This window comes from Klebsiella pneumoniae complex sp. WS1778 (genome assembly GCF_049472055.1).
Lineage (GTDB): Bacteria > Pseudomonadota > Gammaproteobacteria > Enterobacterales > Enterobacteriaceae > Klebsiella > Klebsiella quasipneumoniae.
The window spans coordinates 190,013-207,958 of record NZ_JBKGTJ010000005.1 but is presented as its reverse complement, the minus strand read 5'-3'; the positions used below and the strand labels follow the sequence as shown (position 1 = coordinate 207,958).

Here is a 17,946-nt window from a genome sequence, read left to right as displayed (position 1 = left end):
CCGGGGGCAACGACCCGGCGGCGTCCTGCATGCTCTATCAAACACTGAAGGAGGCGCTGGCGACAGCGACCTGTACCCTATGAGTATTTCAATGACAACAAAGCTCAGCTACGGATTTGGTGCCTTTGGTAAAGATTTCGCTATCGGTATCGTCTACATGTACCTGATGTATTACTACACCGATATTGTTGGACTGTCGGTTGGGGTGGTCGGCACCCTGTTTCTGGTGGCGCGGATCCTCGATGCGATAGCCGATCCGATCATGGGGTGGATCGTGAATTGTACGCGATCGCGATGGGGAAAATTCAAACCGTGGATCCTGATCGGCACGATAACCAACTCGGTGGTGCTGTATATGCTGTTCAGCGCCCATCACTTCTCCGGCGGGGCGTTACTGGCATGGGTGTGGCTAACCTACCTGCTGTGGGGGTTCACCTACACCATCATGGATGTGCCGTTCTGGTCGCTGGTGCCGACTATTACCCTCGATAAGCGCGAACGTGAACAGCTGGTGCCCTATCCACGCTTTTTCGCCAGCCTAGCGGGATTCGTTACTGCCGGCGTCACGCTGCCGTTTGTCAGCGCCGTGGGCGGCGCCGACCGCGGTTTCGGTTTCCAGATGTTCACCCTGGTGTTGATCGCCTTCTTCGTGGTTTCCACCCTCGTCACGCTGCGCAACGTCCACGAGGTTTACTCCTCGGATAGCGGCGTGAGCGAGGATGCCAGCCATCTCTCACTGCGCCAGATGGTGGCGCTGATCTATAAAAACGATCAGCTGGCCTGCCTGTTGGGCATGGCGCTGGCCTATAACACGGCGGCGAATATTATCGCTGGCTTTGCGATTTACTACTTTACCTACGTGATTGGCAGCGCGGAGATGTTCCCGTATTACATGTCCTACGCCGGCGCGGCGAACCTGCTGACGTTAGTGCTGTTTCCGCGGCTGGTGAAAGGGCTGTCGCGGCGCATTCTGTGGGCGGGCGCTTCGATCATGCCGGTGCTGGGCTGCGGCGTGCTGTTGCTGATGGCGCTGAGCGGGGTCTACAACGTCGCGCTGATTTCGCTGGCCGGCGTGCTGTTGAATATCGGCACCGCGCTGTTCTGGGTGCTGCAGGTTATTATGGTGGCCGATACCGTCGACTACGGCGAATATACGATGAACATCCGCTGCGAAAGTATCGCCTATTCGGTGCAGACGCTGGTGGTGAAAGCGGGCTCGGCGTTCGCGGCCTGGTTTATCGCCATCGTGCTCGGTATCATCGGTTATGTGCCGAATGTGGCCCAGTCGTCCCAGACGCTGCTGGGGATGCAAGCGATTATGATAGCGCTGCCGACGCTCTTTTTTGCCCTGACGCTGTTTCTCTATTTCCGCTATTACAAGCTCAACGGCGATATGCTGCGTCGCATTCAGATTCACCTGCTGGATAAATATCGCCGGGTACCGGAAAATGTGGCTGAGCCGGAACGGCCCATTGTGGTACCCAACCAGGTGTAAAAAGCGTTCGAAAACAGCTGACGAAAGAGGGGAGGGATGCTCTCTTTTTTGGACAAAAATGAGCGTTGAAAGCGGACGAAAAGAGAAAACGTATTTCTCTAATTTGTCTCAAAATATTCTCTCTTTAGGTTCATGCAGTTGTTATTTGCTCCAATTATTCTCAATTAAAACTCAGAATTGTCTCTTTTTCGTGCTCTTGCGCTGCTTTTTAACTCTTGCTACTCTTTTTGGGTGTTACATTTTTCTCTTATTTGTCTCAGTGATGGAGCAATGCGATGCGCATTTTTATCGATGATGGTTCAACCAATATCAAAATGCTGTGGGAGCAAGATGGCGAAACTTTCACCCATATCAGCCCCAACAGTTTTAAACGCGGCTGGTCTGCCACCTTCGGTTCCGGGAAGCCCTTTAACTACACCGTGGATGATGAAAAGTACTCATTCGACCTGATCACTCCCGATGCGCTCCCGACCAATAATATTGACTGGCAGTACAGCCCGTTGAACTCCATCGCTGTCCATCACGCGCTGCTGACCAGCGGTCTTGAGCCGCAGGACGTCGAAATCGTCGTGACGCTGCCGCTGACTGAATTTTATGACGAGGATGCGCAATATCGCCTCGACAACATTGAGCGCAAGAAAAAGAGCTTGCTGCGAGACGTTAAGCTGAATAAAGGCGTGGTCTTCAACATCACCAAAGTCACCGTGCGCCCGGAATCGATTCCAGCGGGCATTAGCCTGTGTGATGAACTCAAGCCCTCCCATTCGGTGTTGATTATCGACCTCGGCGGCACCACGCTCGATATCTCGATGGTAGCCGGGCAGATGACCTCGGTATCGCGCATTTACGGCGATCCGAAGCTGGGCGTATCGCTGGTGACCGACGCCGTTAAGCTGGCGCTGGCGCGGGCTAACACCGATACCTCAAGCTATAACGTCGACCAGATCATTATCAATCGCCACGACGAAGAGTATCTGACCGATAACATTAACGATCCGGATGCGGTTTCTGAGGTGAAGAAGGTGATCAATAACAGCATCGAACGTCTGACCACCCGCGTCCTGACGGCTATCGATAGCTTTAAAGGCTACTCGCATGCCATCGTGATTGGCGGCGGCGCGCCGCTGGTGGCCGATGCCATTCGTGAACGTATGGGCCTGCGTGAGGACCGTTTCGTGGTGGCTGAAGAGCCGCAGTTCGCCCTGGTGCGTGGTCTGAAAATTATTGGCTAAGGAGCGTCTATGACTCTGGATCGCAGAAAAGTGCTGATTTACCTGCGCCCGGATATCAGCGCCAGCGAGCGCTTCGCGGACGCAAAAATTGAGGCCCACCACCGCGGCGACCGCGGCGATATGTCGCGCACGGCGCTGCTGGCGGGGCTGGCGTTAGGGGAAGTCGATAGCCGCTTGCCGTCGATGCTGGCGGCGCTGCTGGCGGAAGACACTAAACCGGAAACGCTGCGCAAGATGCTGGCCTCGTTCCTTGAGATCCAGCCGGCCTCTTCCGTCCCGGCAGCCGCGCCAGCGGCCGCCCCGGCTAAGGCGCCGGAGCCGCCCGCGCCGGTGAGCGAGAGCGTTTCGGCGCGCAACCTCGCCGGTTCGCTGCCGGACTAAGCGCTATTCGCGGTTTGCGCTATCCGGGAAACTCCCCGGCTTGCGCTGCGCTTAGCCGGGCTACTGTTTACACTGTCCGGTAGCCCGGGTAAGGCGGAACGCCGCGACTGGGAAATTCCCCGGCTTGCGCTGTGCTTAGTTTGTAGGCCGGGTCAGGCGTAGCCGCCACCCGGCAGTAAGACGGTACGCCGCCACCCGGGATGTCGCCCCTATCCGTGGGCGAGAAAGCGGGCCAGGCGCTGCTGCAGCAGGCGATTTTCGCGGGTCAGCCGCGCGTTCTCATCCAGCAGGGTCAGCGCTACCGCGATCCCCGGCCAGTCCAGCTCCAGCTCGTTACGCAGGCGCACCGCGCGATGGACAATCGTCACCGCGCTGTCGTCGAACAGCCAGGTGTCCGCCTGCGGCTGGTGCGGTTCAATCATGCCTAAGCCGACAATCTCCGTCAGCTCCTCTTCCGACACCCCGGTACGCAGGCACAATTCGGTAATGGTAAACGTCACTGTTACTGTAGCCATCAGGCTTTCCCCCATGTCTTACGCGGATCGAAGCTGGCTTCGGCGGTGGCCAGCTGTTGCCAGAGCTCACGCGCTTTTTCATCTGGTTTTGGCGGCATCACCATTTTAATAACGGCGAACAAATCGCCGGTGTGGGTTTTGCTCACCAGCCCTTTGCCCTTGATACGCAGGCGCTGCCCTGCCTGGCTACCCGGCGGCACCGTCAGCAGAATGCTCTCTTTCAGGGTGGGCACCGTGACTTTGGCGCCCAGCGCGGCCTCCCACGGCGCCAGCGGCAGGACGATCTCCAGGTTATGTCCCACGATATCGAACAGCGGGTGCGGGGCGATATGGATCACCAGCCACAGATCGCCGTTCGGGCCGCCGTTTTCGCCCGGCGTCCCCTGGCCTTTCAGGCGGATGCGCTGTCCATCGGCCACCCCGGCGGGGATCTTCACATTCAGCGTTTTCGGCGTTTCGCTTTCAATCATGCCGAACACGTTATACACCGGCAGGTTATAGCTGATGGTGCGGGTTTGCTCGGCCAGCGTCTCTTCAAGGAACACCGCGACCTCGATCTCCAGGTCGTGGCCGCGCGCCGCGTGCTGGCGGCGACGCTGATGCGCCTGCTGGCCAAACATGGAGGAGAAGATGTCGTCGAAATCCTGCTGGCTGTAGCTCTGCTCGTGGGTCTGCTGCTGGCGACCGAACCCGGGATCGTTGCGATGCTGCCAGAGCTGATCGTATTCCGCGCGCCGTTGCTCATCTTTCAGGACTTCCCAGGCTTCGGCGAGATCCTTAAATTTGGCTTCGGCATCATTTTCTTTACTGACGTCGGGGTGGTACTTGCGCGCCAGGCGGCGGTAGGCGGTCTTGATGGTTTTCAGATCGTCGGTTGGTTGCACCCCGAGAATGGCATAATAATCCTTCAATTCCATGCTGTTATCTCATCTATGCTCAGTGCGGTGGTTACATATTCCCTGGATCAGGCGTCTGTATAAAGCGTAGGGCAAATGCGCCCTGAAGGGGAAGAAAAGTGGCGGAAACTTGACGCCGTCGGGATCAACGGCGTCTTGGGCAAGGCTAGTCTTTCGCCTGCGGCCGCTGACGACGGCGCCAGCCTGCGAACAGCACCAGCAGCGCGCCGATGGCGCCGGCCAGGCGCGCCATGCCCTCGCCGGCAGTGGGAAACAGCTGGCGGAGGGTAGGGTCGCTGACCAGCATTGAGCCGGCAATCCAGCCGATGAGCATCCCGCCCAGCAGCACCACCGCGGGAAAGCGGGTGAGCAGGGCCAGCACCAGTTTGCTGCCGGCGACGATAACCGGGATGCTGATCGCCACGCCGAGGGCGACCAGCGCAATGTGTCCTTTGCCTGCGGCAGCCACCGCCAGCACGTTATCCAGCGACATGATCACATCCGCTACGGTGATGGTGATTGCGGTGCGCCACAGGCTGCCTGAGCTGGCAACCTCGCTCTCGTCCTCTTCATCACTGACCAGCCTGATGCCAATCCACAGCAGGAGCAGCGCGCCGACTATTTTCAGCCACGGCAGCGACAGGAGATACAGGGCGATCGCCAGCAGCAGGATGCGCGCCAGAATGGCTCCTACGGTGCCGATGACGATCGCTTTGGTGCGTTTTTGCGGCGGCAGTTTGCGACAGGCCATGGCGATCACCACGGCGTTATCGCCGCCCAGCAGTAAGTCGATGGCGACAATCTGCAGCATAATCACCGCCATGTCCCATTGTTGAAGAAACGCATACATATTGAGAGAAACCACCTGAAATAAATACCACGAAAAGCCGCTGCGCAGGGGACTCCGCCCGGTGAGCGTTGACCGCTGGCGCCGGCCCGCGCCGACGCGCGTGGAACCTGAGCCTGAAAAATAAAGTTACGAATCAACGCGCCGTCGGGCAAGGCTTCGGCGAAAAAGGGTGATATTTTGTCATACAGACACACCTGCCGTTCACTTATCGCAAGGATCCCCACTATGTCTGGCCACAAGAAATACCTCTCTGTCGCCCTGCTGAGCGCTGTTTTACTGCCGGCGATGGCCTCTGCCGCTGACGCGCCGGCGACCTTCACCCCGGAACAGGAGGCGCAAATCGGCAAAATCGCCGCCGATTACCTGGTCGCCCACCCGGAAGTTCTCCTGCAGGCAAGCCAGAAACTGCAGCAAATTCAGGCTGAGCAACAGGCCAGCGCGGCCACCCAGGCGGTGCTGAAGAATGCCGCCTTGCTGACCCAGGATAAAAATACCCCGACTTACGGCCCGGCCAACGGCAAAGTCACGGTGATTGAGTTCTTTGACTACCAGTGCGTCTACTGCAGCCGGCTGGCGCCGGTGATGGAACAGGTGATTAAAGCACATCCGCAGACCCGCTTCGCTTTTAAAGAGTGGCCTATCTTTGGCGGCCGCTGGGAAAGCTCGCTGGAGGCGGCAAAAACCGGCCTGCAGATCTATCAGCAGAAAGGGGCGGATGCCTATCTGACCTACCATAACGGGATCTACGCCACCGGACATAACGAAGGCAAGCTGACGACGGCGGATATCCAGCAGCAGGCGAAGAAAGCCGGCTTTGATGTGAAGAAGGCCAGCGACGTCGAACCGGTACTACAGAGCATTAACGACCTGGCGCAGGAGATTGGTCTTAGCGGCACGCCGGGCGTGATCGTGATGCCGACCACCGGCGCCACGGAAGCCAGCATCACCGTCTTCCCGGGACTGGCGGATAAAGCCTCGCTCGAAGCCGCGATTAAAAAAGCCGGCGGCTGATCGGCGGCGTCGTTACCCGGTCAGGGCCGCCGAGGGCGGCTCTGCTATCATTCATGATCCCTTTCCTCGTTCGGCGGCGGCAGCGCGTGGCTTTTTAAATCAATAATCTGGCCAATGTGATCGTGGTAAACGGTCAGCAAATTATAGCGACTCATCTCGGAGATGATCTGCGGGGCGACGTTAAAGCTGCTGGCCAGCTCCTCATCCCGCAGAGTAAGCACCGCGGTGTGACGCCGGGTGTGGGCGCGGCGTCGGTTATAGTGATACCAGAGGATCAACAGCCAGCCATTCAGCGCGGCAAGCAATAAATACACCAGCGCCGTATTCAGGGAGTCCATCAGCGACGACCAGCGCGGGGAGGGCGGCGCGATGAACTGCATCAGCAAATTGGCGTAAAGAAAGAACAGAAAACCGAGCCAGGCCAGCAGCGTTAAGCCGGCGTCCACCAGCCGGGGCAGCACGCGGTGTTCGGTTAAGATGAGCGTATTTTCATTCATCGCAGGCTTCCTTTTCCCCGGTCCGGGCTCACCCAGCGCGCGCGGGAACGTTGACGTTTCAACATCACTTTCGGAAAAGCGACCAGCGTGGTCAGCAGGCCGATCATCCAGTAAACCATCGGGAACCAGATCACCCAGAACAGGGATTTGGCCACCTTTTTCTCATAGCGCCGTTCGATATACAGGCTGGCGACGAACTGCAGCAGGCACATCAGGCCGAGCAGCATGCCGGTGAACTCAGGCGGAAACAGACTGTGCACGGTCAGGTTGTCCGGCAATGGCATCAGGCGGCTGAGGATAAACAGCAGGATGGTGACCGCGTAGGCAAAGGCCCACAGCGTGGAGCAGGCATACTCCAGAAACAGCGGCCACATCCGATGATGCTGCCAGTGAAACAGACGGCGCAGGTTGACCAGAAAGACTTCGGCCCCGCCCTGGGCCCAGCGTAGACGCTGCTTCCATAACCCTTTGAGGGTCTCTGGCATCAGGATCCAGCACAGTGCCCGCGGCTCGAAAAAGATGTCCCAGTGGCGGAGCTGAAGCTTCCAGCTGATATCAATATCTTCAGTGATCATATCCGGGCTCCAGTAGCCGACGTCCGCCAGCGCCTGGCGCCGGAAGGCGGCGATCACGCCAGAGACGGTAAAGACCCGGCCATAGATCCGCTGCGTCCGCTTGATAAGCCCAATGATCGACGAGAACTCCCCGACCTGAATGCGGCCGATCAGCGTGGATCGGGTGCGGATCCGCGGGTTGCCGGTGACCGCCCCGACGTGCGGGTAGTGGATCAGCGGGGCGACCAGCCAGGCCGCGGTATCCCGGTCCAGCAGGGCGTCGCCATCGATGCAGACCAGCAAATCGCCGCGGGCGGCGGCAGCGCCCGCTTTGAGCGCCACCGCTTTTCCCTGATTGGCGGCCAGGTGGATCACTCGCAGCCTCGGCTCCTCCTGCGCCAGCTGCTGCAGCACCTGGGCGGTGTTGTCGGAAGAGCCGTCGTTAATCGCGATCACTTCGAGATTGGCGTAACGCTGGGCCAGCGCCGCGCTGATGGTCTCCCGGGCGTTTTTCTCCTCGTTAAAGCAGGGGATCAGTATCGAGATCAGCGGATTGCCCGGCAGCGTCGGCGGCGGGGTATCCTCGCCCCACGGCCAGTGGCGCTCCAGCTGAAACCAGAAGTACAGACCCCCGGTGATCCATAGCACCGACATAAACAGCGGCCAGAAAAAGACAAAGTCGAGGATAAGCTCGCCGGTAAATACCGCTGCGACGCCTAACGGCAGCCCGAATACGAGGCATAAAATGCACAATGCGATAATGCGATCAGTCATGGTCAGGGTACCACCAGGAAGAGAATTGCGGTCTGATACGGGAGATATCAGGCTGATTGTTAATGAAATCGTCTGGGTAGTAGCCGTAGTTTTTGACGCCGTTTAGCCGCAGCAAACGCATCCAGTCCGCCAGCTGTTGGTCGGGAATGGCGTTGTGCTGGCGTCGGTTCCAGTCTTTGGCCTGCAGTTCAAAGATGGTTTTCTTCAGCGCGCCCGGGTGGCGGGCGACGGCCTGCACCAGCCGCGTCAGCCAGGCCTGGCTGGTGTCAATCGGCACGGACTCCATCAGCGGCATCGCCATGGGGACCGTCCAGTCATAGGCGGCAACGAAGTCATCAAGATTTTGCGCAAACCAGGCTTCGCTCTGCGGCTCCAGGATCGGCAGGGCGAAGAGATTACGCGCCGTTTTTACCTGCGGGCCGCGGATGGCCTGCACCGCCTGGCGCAGCTGCAGAGTGAAGCGGGTCAGGGTTTGGCTTTTGAAACGCATCCATGCTTCACGCTCCTGCGGACGCTGGGGCACCGGGCCGGCATCGTGCGCCAGGCCACTCTGCCGCCAGGCGGCGACCGCCTCCGGGCTCACGTCTTCAAAATCGGTCAGCACGGCGTCGTCGTGGAACAGAATCCCGCTGAAGCTGGCGTGTCGGGCCAGATCCTCATAGATGTCGATGATCTGCTGGCGAACCCGCGGATCCCAGGGCGACAGGCGAACATAGGGCTGACGGGCAAGCAACGCCTTCCCGGTTTGCGGATCCCAGCGCTGAACGCGCGGCAGATCGGACGAGAGATCGAAGGCCAGCACCGGCATCCAGGCATAAACCTTCACCCCGCCGCGGGTCTGCAGCTGCCAGGAGACGAAGTTAAACAGGTCGGCGCGCATCGGCAGCCAGCGGTTGGGGAAATAGAGCGACTTGATCGTGCCGTCGCCCTGCGGGTCGGAGAAGGCCTGCAGAAAGACGTGGCTGATTTTCATGTCATAGACGCGCTGTATCAGCTTATCGATATTCTTTGCCTGCTGGACGGGATTGGGGTCATAGACATAGTCCAGATCGACATGCATCACCCGAACAGGATCGGCTTCCTGGATCTGGGTTACGGCGTTGGCAAAGGCCTTGATCGACGGGTTACCGGCGATCAGCATGCGCGGAATATTGTCCAGATCCTTCACGTTGCCCAGGCCGTCGTTCAGCGTAAACGCCAGCTGATACCCCTGCTGTTTGGCGATGGCCAGGGTGCTGCCGCTGGCGGCGCCGTAGGGCCACACCCAGGCGCGCGGCGCTTTCCCGGCGACGTCGTGGATTTTCGCCGTTACTTTCTGCACGTCATCGGTCATTCGCCGGGTAAACTGCGCGTCGCTTTCATAGCGGCCGGTGGTTTTATCCCAGCCTCGGTTGGCGGCGGCGGGCTCGCGGCTGCCTTGGGGATTGGCCGGCAGGCCGTAATGCGAGGCCCAGGTGTGCGCGCCGATCTCCACCAGCGGCGAGCGGCTGAGCTCGCGCACCATCTCCCAGGTGGCGAAGCGATCGCGCGGCGTCATCAGGCCACCAAAATTAACGGGCTGGTTGGCGGGGGTGTCCACCCAGCTGCCCACCGGCGCCCACAGCGCCGGAACGTTCCAGGCTTTAAGCAGCGGCCAGACGCGGGTATAAAAACTGCTATAGCCATCGTCGAAGCTGAGAAGAAAAGCTTTAGGCGGAAGCGACTTAAGGCCATGATGGGCGTCCAGAATGTCCTGAACGCTCACGGCATGGTAGCCGTGATGCAGCAGCCAGGCGATCTGCTCATTAAGCGCGCTGGTCCGCACCGAAAGATAACGCTGGTCGGCGGCGTCGTCTTCGACGTCATGATAGGCCAGCACCAGAAAGCGATCCGCCGGCCAGGGTTTATTGGCCTCCAGCTGGGGTCGTTGCTGCGGGGCGAGGAAGGGGACCTCCTCAGCACGCACGCTGAAGATAAGGCACAGCCAGCCGAGAAGCATCAGGCCGTTGCGCAGGGTCGTGTTCAGCATGGTCATCCTTAAAACCGTATGTTTGCATCAAGAGTGATGGCGAGGTTGTTTTCACGTTTGCCGTCGTAGGGCCGCTTATCCCAGTTCAGCATCACCCCGGTGTCGACGACGTTGTTCCAGCGCAGGCGCTGCCCGTAACCCAGCACCGTAATCGCCCCGGCGGCGTGATTTTTTTGCCAGTAGCTGCCGCCGCCGGCGAGCAGCTGCTGGCTCCAGACGGTGTCATACCGCTGGTAAAGCGTGTGATCGACGGCCAGCGCCGCGGTGGCTGCGAGGTCGCGCGCCGGACTGTAATACGCGGTGTCAGTGCGGCTATTGGCGCTGGCCGCCAGACCGGGCTGCAGATCCAGCGTTAACCACGGCGTCTGCCAGAGGCGCTCTTTACCGGAGAGGGTGTACTCCTGACGACGGTTGTGGTCGGTAAACCGGCTGGCGGCCACGCTGACGCGGTACTCCCGGCGCTCGTTTTGATACCAGCGCAGCCAGCCTTCGCCGCGGTTGGCGCTGACGCCGTTGCGTAACGCGCGCAGCGGCGTCTGCTGCGAAATCCGTTCCAGCTCGCCGCCCAGCTGCCAGCCATCGTTAACGTCGTGCGCGGCGGAAAGGCGGACGCCGGGCTTATTCTCGCCGTGAAAATTGACGCTGGAGAGTTCAAGTTCTCCCCAGGCGTCGCGCGGGCGCCATTCAATACCGGCGAACAGCTGGCGACGGCTGCCTTTCCCCTCTTCAAAATTGCCTTTGGCAAAGCGGTGGCCGCCAAACAACCGCCAGCTGTCGGCTATCGGCGGGCTGTAGATCGCCGTCTCAAAACTGAGGTCGTGGGTACCGCTCACCGGGTTGTCGGAATGCAGCCCTTTGCCGACGCTCAGGCGCAGCTCGGAGAAATGATGGATTTCGCGGGCTTTGGCCAGGCGTTGGGTATTCAGATCCCGTGGCGAGCGGGCGATAACGTCGTCGGTCAGCAGATCCATCTGCCGCCACTCCTGCAGATCGAGAGCGACCCAGGCCTGCTGGCGCTCCAGCTGCAGGCTGGCGGGCTCCAGGGTTTCCGCCGCTTTCAACTGGCGTTCGGCAGCCCGCGGCAGCCCTCTGTCCTGCAGCACGGCGGCATAGTCGATCTGCAGCCCCTGGTTGCCGGGGGCCGTCGCCGCCAGGCGCTGCATACGGGCTTCGGCCTGCGGCAGGGCGTTGGTGGCGGAAAGATAGTGCACGTTAAGCGTCTGCGCGGTGAGCCAGTCGTCGTTCGGCTGGGGCGTCGGCGAGCCGTAGAGATGACGGATGTAGGGCGCATTCCGGGTGAGGCGGGCGACATACCGTTGCGCTGCCGGATACTGACCTGTGTCCAGCAGGGCGTAGAAAAGCTCATGTTCTTCATTCTGTTGGCTCGTCAACCACGAGGGATGCTGATGAATGAGCGTCAACGCAGGCTCAATCTGCTTAAGGGCGATATAAGAGGAGATGACCCAGCCGATGGCCCAGTCGGGAACCACCTGCTGCTGCGCGAGCAGGCTTTGGTATTCGCGGATGATCTGCGCGTAGTCTGCGTTGGCGTACAGCGCGCCCAGACGGTCAATGCGCGCCCGGGTGATGTCCGGGGCGGCCTGCGGATCGGGACGCCAGGCGGCGATCATCGCGTCGTATTGCGCCAGTGCCGTGCGGGCCAGCGCGTAACGCGCATTTTCTTCACGGGAAGGCGTATCGGCAAGGCGCACCAGCTCGGCGGCGGCGTTCAGCTGCAGGTTGCGCTTTTCCGCGGGCGTCAGTTCGACGCTATTCGCGAGGCCGAAGGCGGGTGAGTCGATCCGGTTGCGGGTCAGGGTCGCCATCAGGCTGGCCAGCGCGGCTTTGTTCTGCGGTTCGCGATCGAGGATCTGCGTGTCCACCAGCAGCTGGTCCCAGCTTTTGCCAAGCCGCAGGTAGACATAAGAGAGGGTCTGCAGGTGAGCCACGCTCGCCTGCTCCGCCACCAGGCGACGCGCTTCGCTGAGCGCCTCGCCGTCCTTGCGGGCATCGGCCAGCGTCTTGATATAGCCGATACGATAGTCGTCACTGTCAGGGGACTGGCTGAGAGCCTGCTGCCAGAGGAGGAGCGAGGCTTGCCACTGTTTCTGGTTGCGCAAAGCCTGCGCGGCGGCGGCGGTGCCCCGTGCGGGAAGCGGCATATAGACCTGATAGCGTCGCCAGATTTTCACGACCTCATCGTCCTGGCCGGCCCAGAGGGCTACCTGCAGCCAGTCGGCTACCTGAGAAGGGGTTAACGCATGCCGTAGCTGGTACTGCTGAAGATATGAGAGAAAGGGGGCGTACTGGCCCTGACGCGCTTGCAGGATCTGCTGGTCATAGAGCGAGTCCGCTCCCTGAACCAGCGTCGGGAAGAGCAAAAGCACGCCGATTGATAGCGAGAGTTTCGTGTTGCGATTAAACAATAACGTATTTGAATAAGGTGATCTTTCCATTTCTATTTGCCATATGTTCATCAAGAATCCATTGCACAACACGACCGTCCTTTGACGGTGAGTTAAAGGATGAGGATGGTCCCATTTAGCTGACTGGCACTGCGGGTGAATGACTTATTGCAAACTAATAAACCTATCTCCTGTGGATAATTGAATGGATAATTTATACCCGATACCGCGGCGGATAAATATGGTTAAATGACGAGCTGAGTTTTAAGATAAATCTGTAAAAATGGTTTAATTCGAATCGCCATGTTGAAGTCAATGTCTTTAACTTACTGAAATAAATAAAAAATGAAGCTGGCTGGAATTTTGTTTCAAATTTTCCTGGTGGCTTATATTGCTGTGAGGGGAAAGATTTTATATAGATATTTAAGATGATTTCTGACAAAAATTCTTAATAGCAAAAAAAGCATCTTTTCTGTGGGATTTTTTTATTTATAATTAATCCGTTTATTTTCTGTCCGAACCCTGGGAGGTTTTTCACAGCCAGATTCAGATGCCGCGCTAATGATAAATCACAGATCTCGTTATTTTTACCGCCATGCGGAGCGATCCTCAGGGGCAAGGATAATGTCTGGTTGACGAGAATTTGTTGATTAAATGTTAAAGGGACGACTTGTGGCAAATTCAATGATATTAGTTACCCAGGATCACTATCTTTTTCAAGGTGTTAAGAATTTCTTCCCTGATATCATTCAGTTAGATTCTAGCGGAAAAGCGATTTTAGATAATGAGGTTGATGAACTCTCTCTGCTGGTTGATAGCCGTTCGCCGCTTTGTCATTATGATTATCTGGTGATGGAGGCGGCACAATCCAGAAAGCGAATATGCTGTATTGTCCTCGATATGCGCCATCGGGAAGAGCATTTACTCAGCCTGAAATCGTTTTTAAACATGTCATTATCACCCGCCGATATGGCGACCTTATTTGGGCTTTTCCTGGAGATGAAGAGTAATCGGCTGACCAAAGAGTGGTTCGACAATCTGCGCTTAAGTATGACAGAGCAGCTGATGCTGCGTTTTCTTGGGGCGGGGATGACAATGGAGGAGGTGGCGTTGAATCTTAATACTTCGCTAAAAAGCCTTTACCGCAAGCGGACCGCACTTTATGAACGACTGGGGTTAGATAATTTTAATGAAGCCTGCTTATTTATCTTCAAAAATAAACTGCTGGACCAGTCCGGTCGATCGCCATGAGGGCTGGTTGTACAGGAAATGGGTGATATCGCAAGGTATGTAATGATGGAAATGTAATAAATTAAATAGATATTGATAGGTACAACCGTCGATACCGGTCGGTATCCAGGGTGGCGCCCGGCATATAATTCCGGAGCTCTTTGGAAGTAATTACCGCCATGGCGGTTTGCTATGCACAGCGATTATTATAATGAATATATTCCTTGCGCCGCAGAGGAATAGTTTTGTCATAAATTAACTTTACCATGGTATTCCGGCTCACGTGTCGGAATACCATGAGATATCGTGAAAGCATCAGAGGAGCGAGGTGGATGAGAATAAGGGACAGTATTGCGGAGCGGTTAGAAGCCTGCGGGCTCTACCGTCGGGCGGCATCCAGATGGATTGAGGTGATGCAGCGTTGTCTGGACGATGAGGACCGAGAGTGGATCCGTCACCATCGCAATCAGTGTCTGAAAAAGGCGCAACGTCCGCCGGCGCCGAAAGAGGAGTTTGCCGATCTCCACCAGGCGGCTAAAGAGACGCAATATCGCATGGGCATTGCTAAGCCTTATGGCGAAGCGTTCAGACTACCCGGCAAAGGGAAAACCGCCGCCGAATAATACCTTTCTTTATTGCGTTTGCCTGACGGCCTGCGTTTGCGCAGGCGTTTCATTGTCCGTAGGCCCACGCAAGCGCAGCGCCGCCTGGCGATATGCATCAGACGCCGTACCCGCGGTTGTGCCGGATGGCGGCATAAATGCCTTATCCGGCCTACGGGTCCTCCCGCAGGCTCAAACAGCGTAGGCCCACGCAAGCGCAGCGCCGCCTGGCGATATACATCAGACGCCGTACCCGCGGTTATGCCGGATGGCGGCATAAATGCCTTATCCGGCCTACGGGTCCTCCCGCAGGCTCAAACAGCGTAGGCCCGCGCAAGCGCAGCGCCGCCGGGCGATATGCATCAGACTCCGTACCCGCGGTTATGCCGGATGGCGGCATAAATGCCTTATCCGGCCTACGGGTCCTCCCGCAGGCTCAAACAGCGTAGGCCCGCGCAAGCGCAGCGCCGCTTGGCAGGGATCATAGAGTGGAGTTCGATGGAGAGTCCGGCTGCAGAAAAGCAAAAACCCAGCCATAGGCTGGGTTCTCTGAATAAGTGGTGCCCGGACTCGGAATCGAACCAAGGACACGGGGATTTTCAATCCCCTGCTCTACCGACTGAGCTATCCGGGCAACGGGGCGCATTAAACCGTAATCCGCCCACCCCGTCAACCAAATTTCTTAAATTACTTGTCGATTGCTTATCTTTGCGGCAATTCCGCGCTCAAAGGCGCATTTTGACTCAATATCACTGCATGCCGTTATCACCTTGACGGCTTTTCCAGCCGCTGGTGACGGAGATAACGTGACGCAACCCGGAAATCAGGTAATCACCAATCACCTCTTCATCTTCCCGCGGCGAGCTCAGCGTGATTTCCGCATCCACGCCGTGACGATAGGCGCCATGATGGCTGAAAATGGTGCCGATATAACATTTTCCGTTCAGCCACACCGGAATATAGGCCACCGTCTCATAGATATAGTTGACGGCAACGCCGCTGTAGTAGTTGTCCGCCTCGTCGGCGGAGGTGCCGGGCGGAATGGGGCAGATCGGTGCATCGTTGTCGCTGGCGGGCTTATCTTTCAGCAGGTTGCCCTGCATAACCTCCAGCGAGCGCAGCAGATCCGCTTTATCGCCGTCGCTCAGGCTGGGGGTCAGCGGTTGGTCTTTCTCCGGGGAGCGGATGCTGTTCAGCGTATAGCGATAGCGAACCGTCACCGCGGGCGTCTGGCTGGCGGTGCTGAACGGGCGCAGCAGGTAGAGATTATCTTCGCCAAACTGGCCGTTGTACCACAGGGCATACACCTGGCCGTTGATTTTGACCCAGTGGTTCCACTGGTTAGCCCCGCGGCCATTAATGGAAAAGAGGGCGCCGGGCACCCCGGCATCGAAATCGTCGCCATTATCACTGTCGCTACCGTCGACGGCGGCAAAATCATCCTCGCCGCGCCGGAGCACCCCGGTGTAGCTGAAGAGCCCGGTGCCGCCCACGTAGCTGTCGATGATCAGATCGCGTTTGCCGTCGCCGTCGAGGTCGATAAGCGTAAAGCTGACTTTGCCGTTTTCTGAATCTGCGCTAATTGCTGAGCGCAGAAACGCCTGCCACTCGTCATCGCTGATATCCGGGGACGGTTTGCTGGTCGTCACCAGGCTGTCATCGGCGTAAGTGAGGGTGAAGTCGGTAATATGGCCGGTTAACGGAAACTGCTCGGCGACCCGGTTCAGCGCCAGTTCGGGATCGCTTTTTTGCGCCTTCAGCACCGCGTTATACAGCGTTCGCAGGGCCAGGTTATCCGCCTCTTTCTGCTGCTTCGGGATCACCTGGCTGACAAAGGTCGGCAGCATCCAGGTACCGCCCGGGGTGATTTCCCGGCACATACCGGTGCTGTACTTCAGGCTGGGAACGAAGGTCTTACCCTCCCAGACCCGCGTCTCGCCGGTTACGCAGTCGGCCATGCCCCGCTCTTTATGCAGGAAGACCAGCGTGCCGTTGGCGTAGCTGGAGGCCTCGGTAGTGAGCAGCCGCGGTTTGCTCAACTGGGCGTTATCGACCAGCCACAGGGCATAGCCATCGTTATAGGGCGCTCGCCAGCAGAGCGCCTGCGCCAGCGAATGGGTTTTATCCAGCGCGGTGAGGGTAATCTGGCGCTCTGCCGCCGGAATGGCCGGGTTCTGCCAGTCTTCACAGCGCTGATTCAGCAGCGGCGTCAGGGAGGGCAACAGCTTCTGGCGCTGGAGCATGCTTAGCGGTACAGGCTGCGCGTTGTGGATCACCGGTGCGGCGATGATTTCCGGGGCGGGGGCGGCGGGCAAAATGGCGTCGTCGCCCGCATCGCCTTTATCCAGCAGCGCGTCGGCGGTGCCAGTGCGTCGCTGAAACGCATCCATTTTACCCAGCACCTCGCGGCTGCCGGCGCTGGAAAGCGGCAGGTGCTGGCCGTTCAGGGTGAATTCGATTTTGCGCTGATTCGCCAGGGCCTGTAGCAGGGCGGCAGTCTGATCGCTGTCCAGACGGAAGTGGCTGTCGTCCTGGGCGTCCAGCGCGCCAAGATCCCGGTCGTCGATCAGCAGGCTGGCGGTGGAGTCGGCGGGGATATCGTGCTCGATTTGCGCAAAGGTGGCCGTGGCGGCGAGGCGCTGTTCGCTGCCGGCGTTGCGGGTCAACAGCACGCTGACCTCGCCCATGCGGACGCCGTAACCCGCCGCCCGGCAGGTGCCAGTGTTATCGCAGGCGAGCTCCCAGTCTTTTTGCGTAAAGGAAAAACCTTGCAGGGGAGCCGCCAGCAGAGGTGTGGAGCACAGCCCCAGCCAGGCAGCCCAGAAGAACGCGCGCATATCAATCCCTGTCAGCAATCAGTGAGGGGGAAATTATAGGCGCGACGTGGCGGTTAGGATATCAGAATCAGGTTAAGGCGCCGCCCATACGACACTGGGCGAAGCGCAGAATATCTTCTGCCAGCCGCCGGGCCGTATCCACATCCGTCTGGCTACGCTTGATCAGCAGACGGCTCAGGCAGCCCTCGACGATCAGCTCCATCTGTTTAGCGACCATTTCCGGGTCATCCACCTCCAGCTGAGTCAGCAGCTCATGAGTATAGGCCAGCGAAGCCTGCTTCTGCTGTTCCGCCAGCTGGTGAATCGGGTGTTGGGCATCCGGATAGAAGGTGCAGGCGGCGATAAACAAACAGCCGGGGTAACGCTGATTGCTGACGCAGGTGGTGAGCGCGCTATAGCGTGCCAGCAGCTTTTGCTCTGCGCTTAAGGTGTCGTCCAGCAGCAGCTGACGGCGCCAGGCATCCACCTGTTGGCTCAGATAGCGAAGCGCGTCATACAGCAGCGCTTCACGATCGGGCCAGAAGCGTTTCAGGTCGCTCGTCGGACAGGACACGCGCTCAGCGACCATCTCCAGCGACGTGTTGGCGATACCTTCAATTTCAAGAATTTTAATGGCTTCTGCCAGGACGTCTTCACGCAGCACGGTGTTCTCCTCCATC

At 58.5% G+C, this 17,946-nt stretch carries 15 protein-coding genes and 1 tRNA gene; 6 read left to right on the top strand and 10 right to left on the bottom strand.

The features are described from left to right. The first annotated feature begins 79 nt into the window (after positions 1 to 79). The 3 genes from melB to ACLEXF_RS20945 all read left to right on the top strand — a co-directional run bounded on the left by melB (position 80) and on the right by ACLEXF_RS20945 (position 3,108). A complete protein-coding gene (melB, locus tag ACLEXF_RS20955; RefSeq protein WP_044525156.1) occupies positions 80 to 1,495 on the top strand; it encodes a melibiose:sodium transporter MelB in 1,416 nt (471 codons plus the stop codon). 275 nt (positions 1,496 to 1,770) lie between these two features. Further along, on the top strand, positions 1,771 to 2,727 hold the full coding sequence (gene parM / locus ACLEXF_RS20950; RefSeq protein ID WP_004146678.1) for a plasmid segregation protein ParM domain-containing protein: 957 nt from the start codon (positions 1,771 to 1,773) through the stop codon (positions 2,725 to 2,727). 9 nt (positions 2,728 to 2,736) lie between these two features. After that, a complete protein-coding gene (locus ACLEXF_RS20945) occupies positions 2,737 to 3,108 on the top strand; it encodes a plasmid partitioning/stability family protein (protein WP_048294029.1) in 372 nt (123 codons plus the stop codon). A 209-nt stretch (positions 3,109 to 3,317) separates the two neighbouring features. On the opposite strand, the gene cbpM is transcribed toward ACLEXF_RS20945, so the two are convergent. From cbpM to ACLEXF_RS20930, 3 genes are all read right to left on the bottom strand, one after another. Beyond that, positions 3,318 to 3,623 (bottom strand): chaperone modulator CbpM, encoded by a 306-nt coding sequence (cbpM, locus tag ACLEXF_RS20940; protein ID WP_002885324.1) that lies wholly within the window; start codon positions 3,621 to 3,623, stop codon positions 3,318 to 3,320. Then, positions 3,623 to 4,540 (bottom strand): curved DNA-binding protein, encoded by a 918-nt coding sequence (cbpA, locus tag ACLEXF_RS20935; RefSeq protein WP_407259963.1) that lies wholly within the window; start codon positions 4,538 to 4,540, stop codon positions 3,623 to 3,625. The genes cbpM and cbpA overlap by 1 nt, the downstream gene beginning before the upstream one ends. Before the next feature lie 145 nt (positions 4,541 to 4,685). Continuing rightward, a complete protein-coding gene (locus ACLEXF_RS20930; protein ID WP_064151106.1) occupies positions 4,686 to 5,369 on the bottom strand; it encodes a TerC family protein in 684 nt (227 codons plus the stop codon). Between the two features lie 225 nt (positions 5,370 to 5,594). Here ACLEXF_RS20930 and ACLEXF_RS20925 point away from each other — a divergent pair, with 225 nt between their 5' ends. Further along, positions 5,595 to 6,380, top strand: a complete 786-nt coding sequence (locus ACLEXF_RS20925; protein WP_053810862.1) for a DsbA family protein — start codon at positions 5,595 to 5,597, stop codon at positions 6,378 to 6,380. Positions 6,381 to 6,427: 47 nt separating this feature from the next. Here ACLEXF_RS20925 and pgaD read toward each other — a convergent pair whose 3' ends face one another. The 4 genes from pgaD to pgaA are packed head-to-tail and all read right to left on the bottom strand — an operon-like array spanning position 6,428 to position 12,669. Then, the gene (gene pgaD, locus ACLEXF_RS20920) at positions 6,428 to 6,877 is read right to left on the bottom strand and encodes a poly-beta-1,6-N-acetyl-D-glucosamine biosynthesis protein PgaD (protein WP_032456868.1); all 450 of its coding nucleotides are present in this window, start codon (positions 6,875 to 6,877) and stop codon (positions 6,428 to 6,430) included. Continuing rightward, positions 6,874 to 8,205 (bottom strand): poly-beta-1,6-N-acetyl-D-glucosamine synthase, encoded by a 1,332-nt coding sequence (gene pgaC / locus ACLEXF_RS20915; RefSeq protein WP_017900080.1) that lies wholly within the window; start codon positions 8,203 to 8,205, stop codon positions 6,874 to 6,876. Before pgaC ends, pgaD begins: the two co-directional genes overlap by 4 nt. Next, positions 8,198 to 10,213 (bottom strand): poly-beta-1,6-N-acetyl-D-glucosamine N-deacetylase PgaB, encoded by a 2,016-nt coding sequence (gene pgaB, locus ACLEXF_RS20910; RefSeq protein ID WP_339110403.1) that lies wholly within the window; start codon positions 10,211 to 10,213, stop codon positions 8,198 to 8,200. The genes pgaC and pgaB overlap by 8 nt, the downstream gene beginning before the upstream one ends. Before the next feature lie 8 nt (positions 10,214 to 10,221). After that, positions 10,222 to 12,669 (bottom strand): poly-beta-1,6 N-acetyl-D-glucosamine export porin PgaA, encoded by a 2,448-nt coding sequence (gene pgaA, locus ACLEXF_RS20905; RefSeq protein WP_162994605.1) that lies wholly within the window; start codon positions 12,667 to 12,669, stop codon positions 10,222 to 10,224. Between the two features lie 633 nt (positions 12,670 to 13,302). On the opposite strand from pgaA, the gene ACLEXF_RS20900 reads away from it, so the two are divergent. Both ACLEXF_RS20900 and ACLEXF_RS20895 read left to right on the top strand, forming a co-directional pair. Continuing rightward, positions 13,303 to 13,869, top strand: coding sequence for a helix-turn-helix transcriptional regulator (locus ACLEXF_RS20900; protein WP_004206400.1), 567 nt, complete (start codon positions 13,303 to 13,305; stop codon positions 13,867 to 13,869). A gap of 245 nt (positions 13,870 to 14,114) precedes the next feature. Next, positions 14,115 to 14,471, top strand: a complete 357-nt coding sequence (locus ACLEXF_RS20895) for a PerC family transcriptional regulator (protein ID WP_305961458.1) — start codon at positions 14,115 to 14,117, stop codon at positions 14,469 to 14,471. A gap of 537 nt (positions 14,472 to 15,008) precedes the next feature. On the opposite strand, the gene ACLEXF_RS20890 is transcribed toward ACLEXF_RS20895, so the two are convergent. From ACLEXF_RS20890 to ACLEXF_RS20880, 3 genes are all read right to left on the bottom strand, one after another. Continuing rightward, positions 15,009 to 15,084: transfer RNA gene (locus ACLEXF_RS20890), tRNA-Phe, on the bottom strand. A gap of 115 nt (positions 15,085 to 15,199) precedes the next feature. Further along, positions 15,200 to 17,287: a DUF1176 domain-containing protein gene (locus ACLEXF_RS20885; protein ID WP_407259962.1), complete on the bottom strand. Its 2,088-nt coding sequence runs from the start codon at positions 17,285 to 17,287 to the stop codon at positions 15,200 to 15,202. A gap of 67 nt (positions 17,288 to 17,354) precedes the next feature. Beyond that, a complete protein-coding gene (locus ACLEXF_RS20880) occupies positions 17,355 to 17,930 on the bottom strand; it encodes a transcriptional regulator (RefSeq protein WP_032426201.1) in 576 nt (191 codons plus the stop codon). Between the last annotated feature and the right edge of the window lie 16 nt (positions 17,931 to 17,946).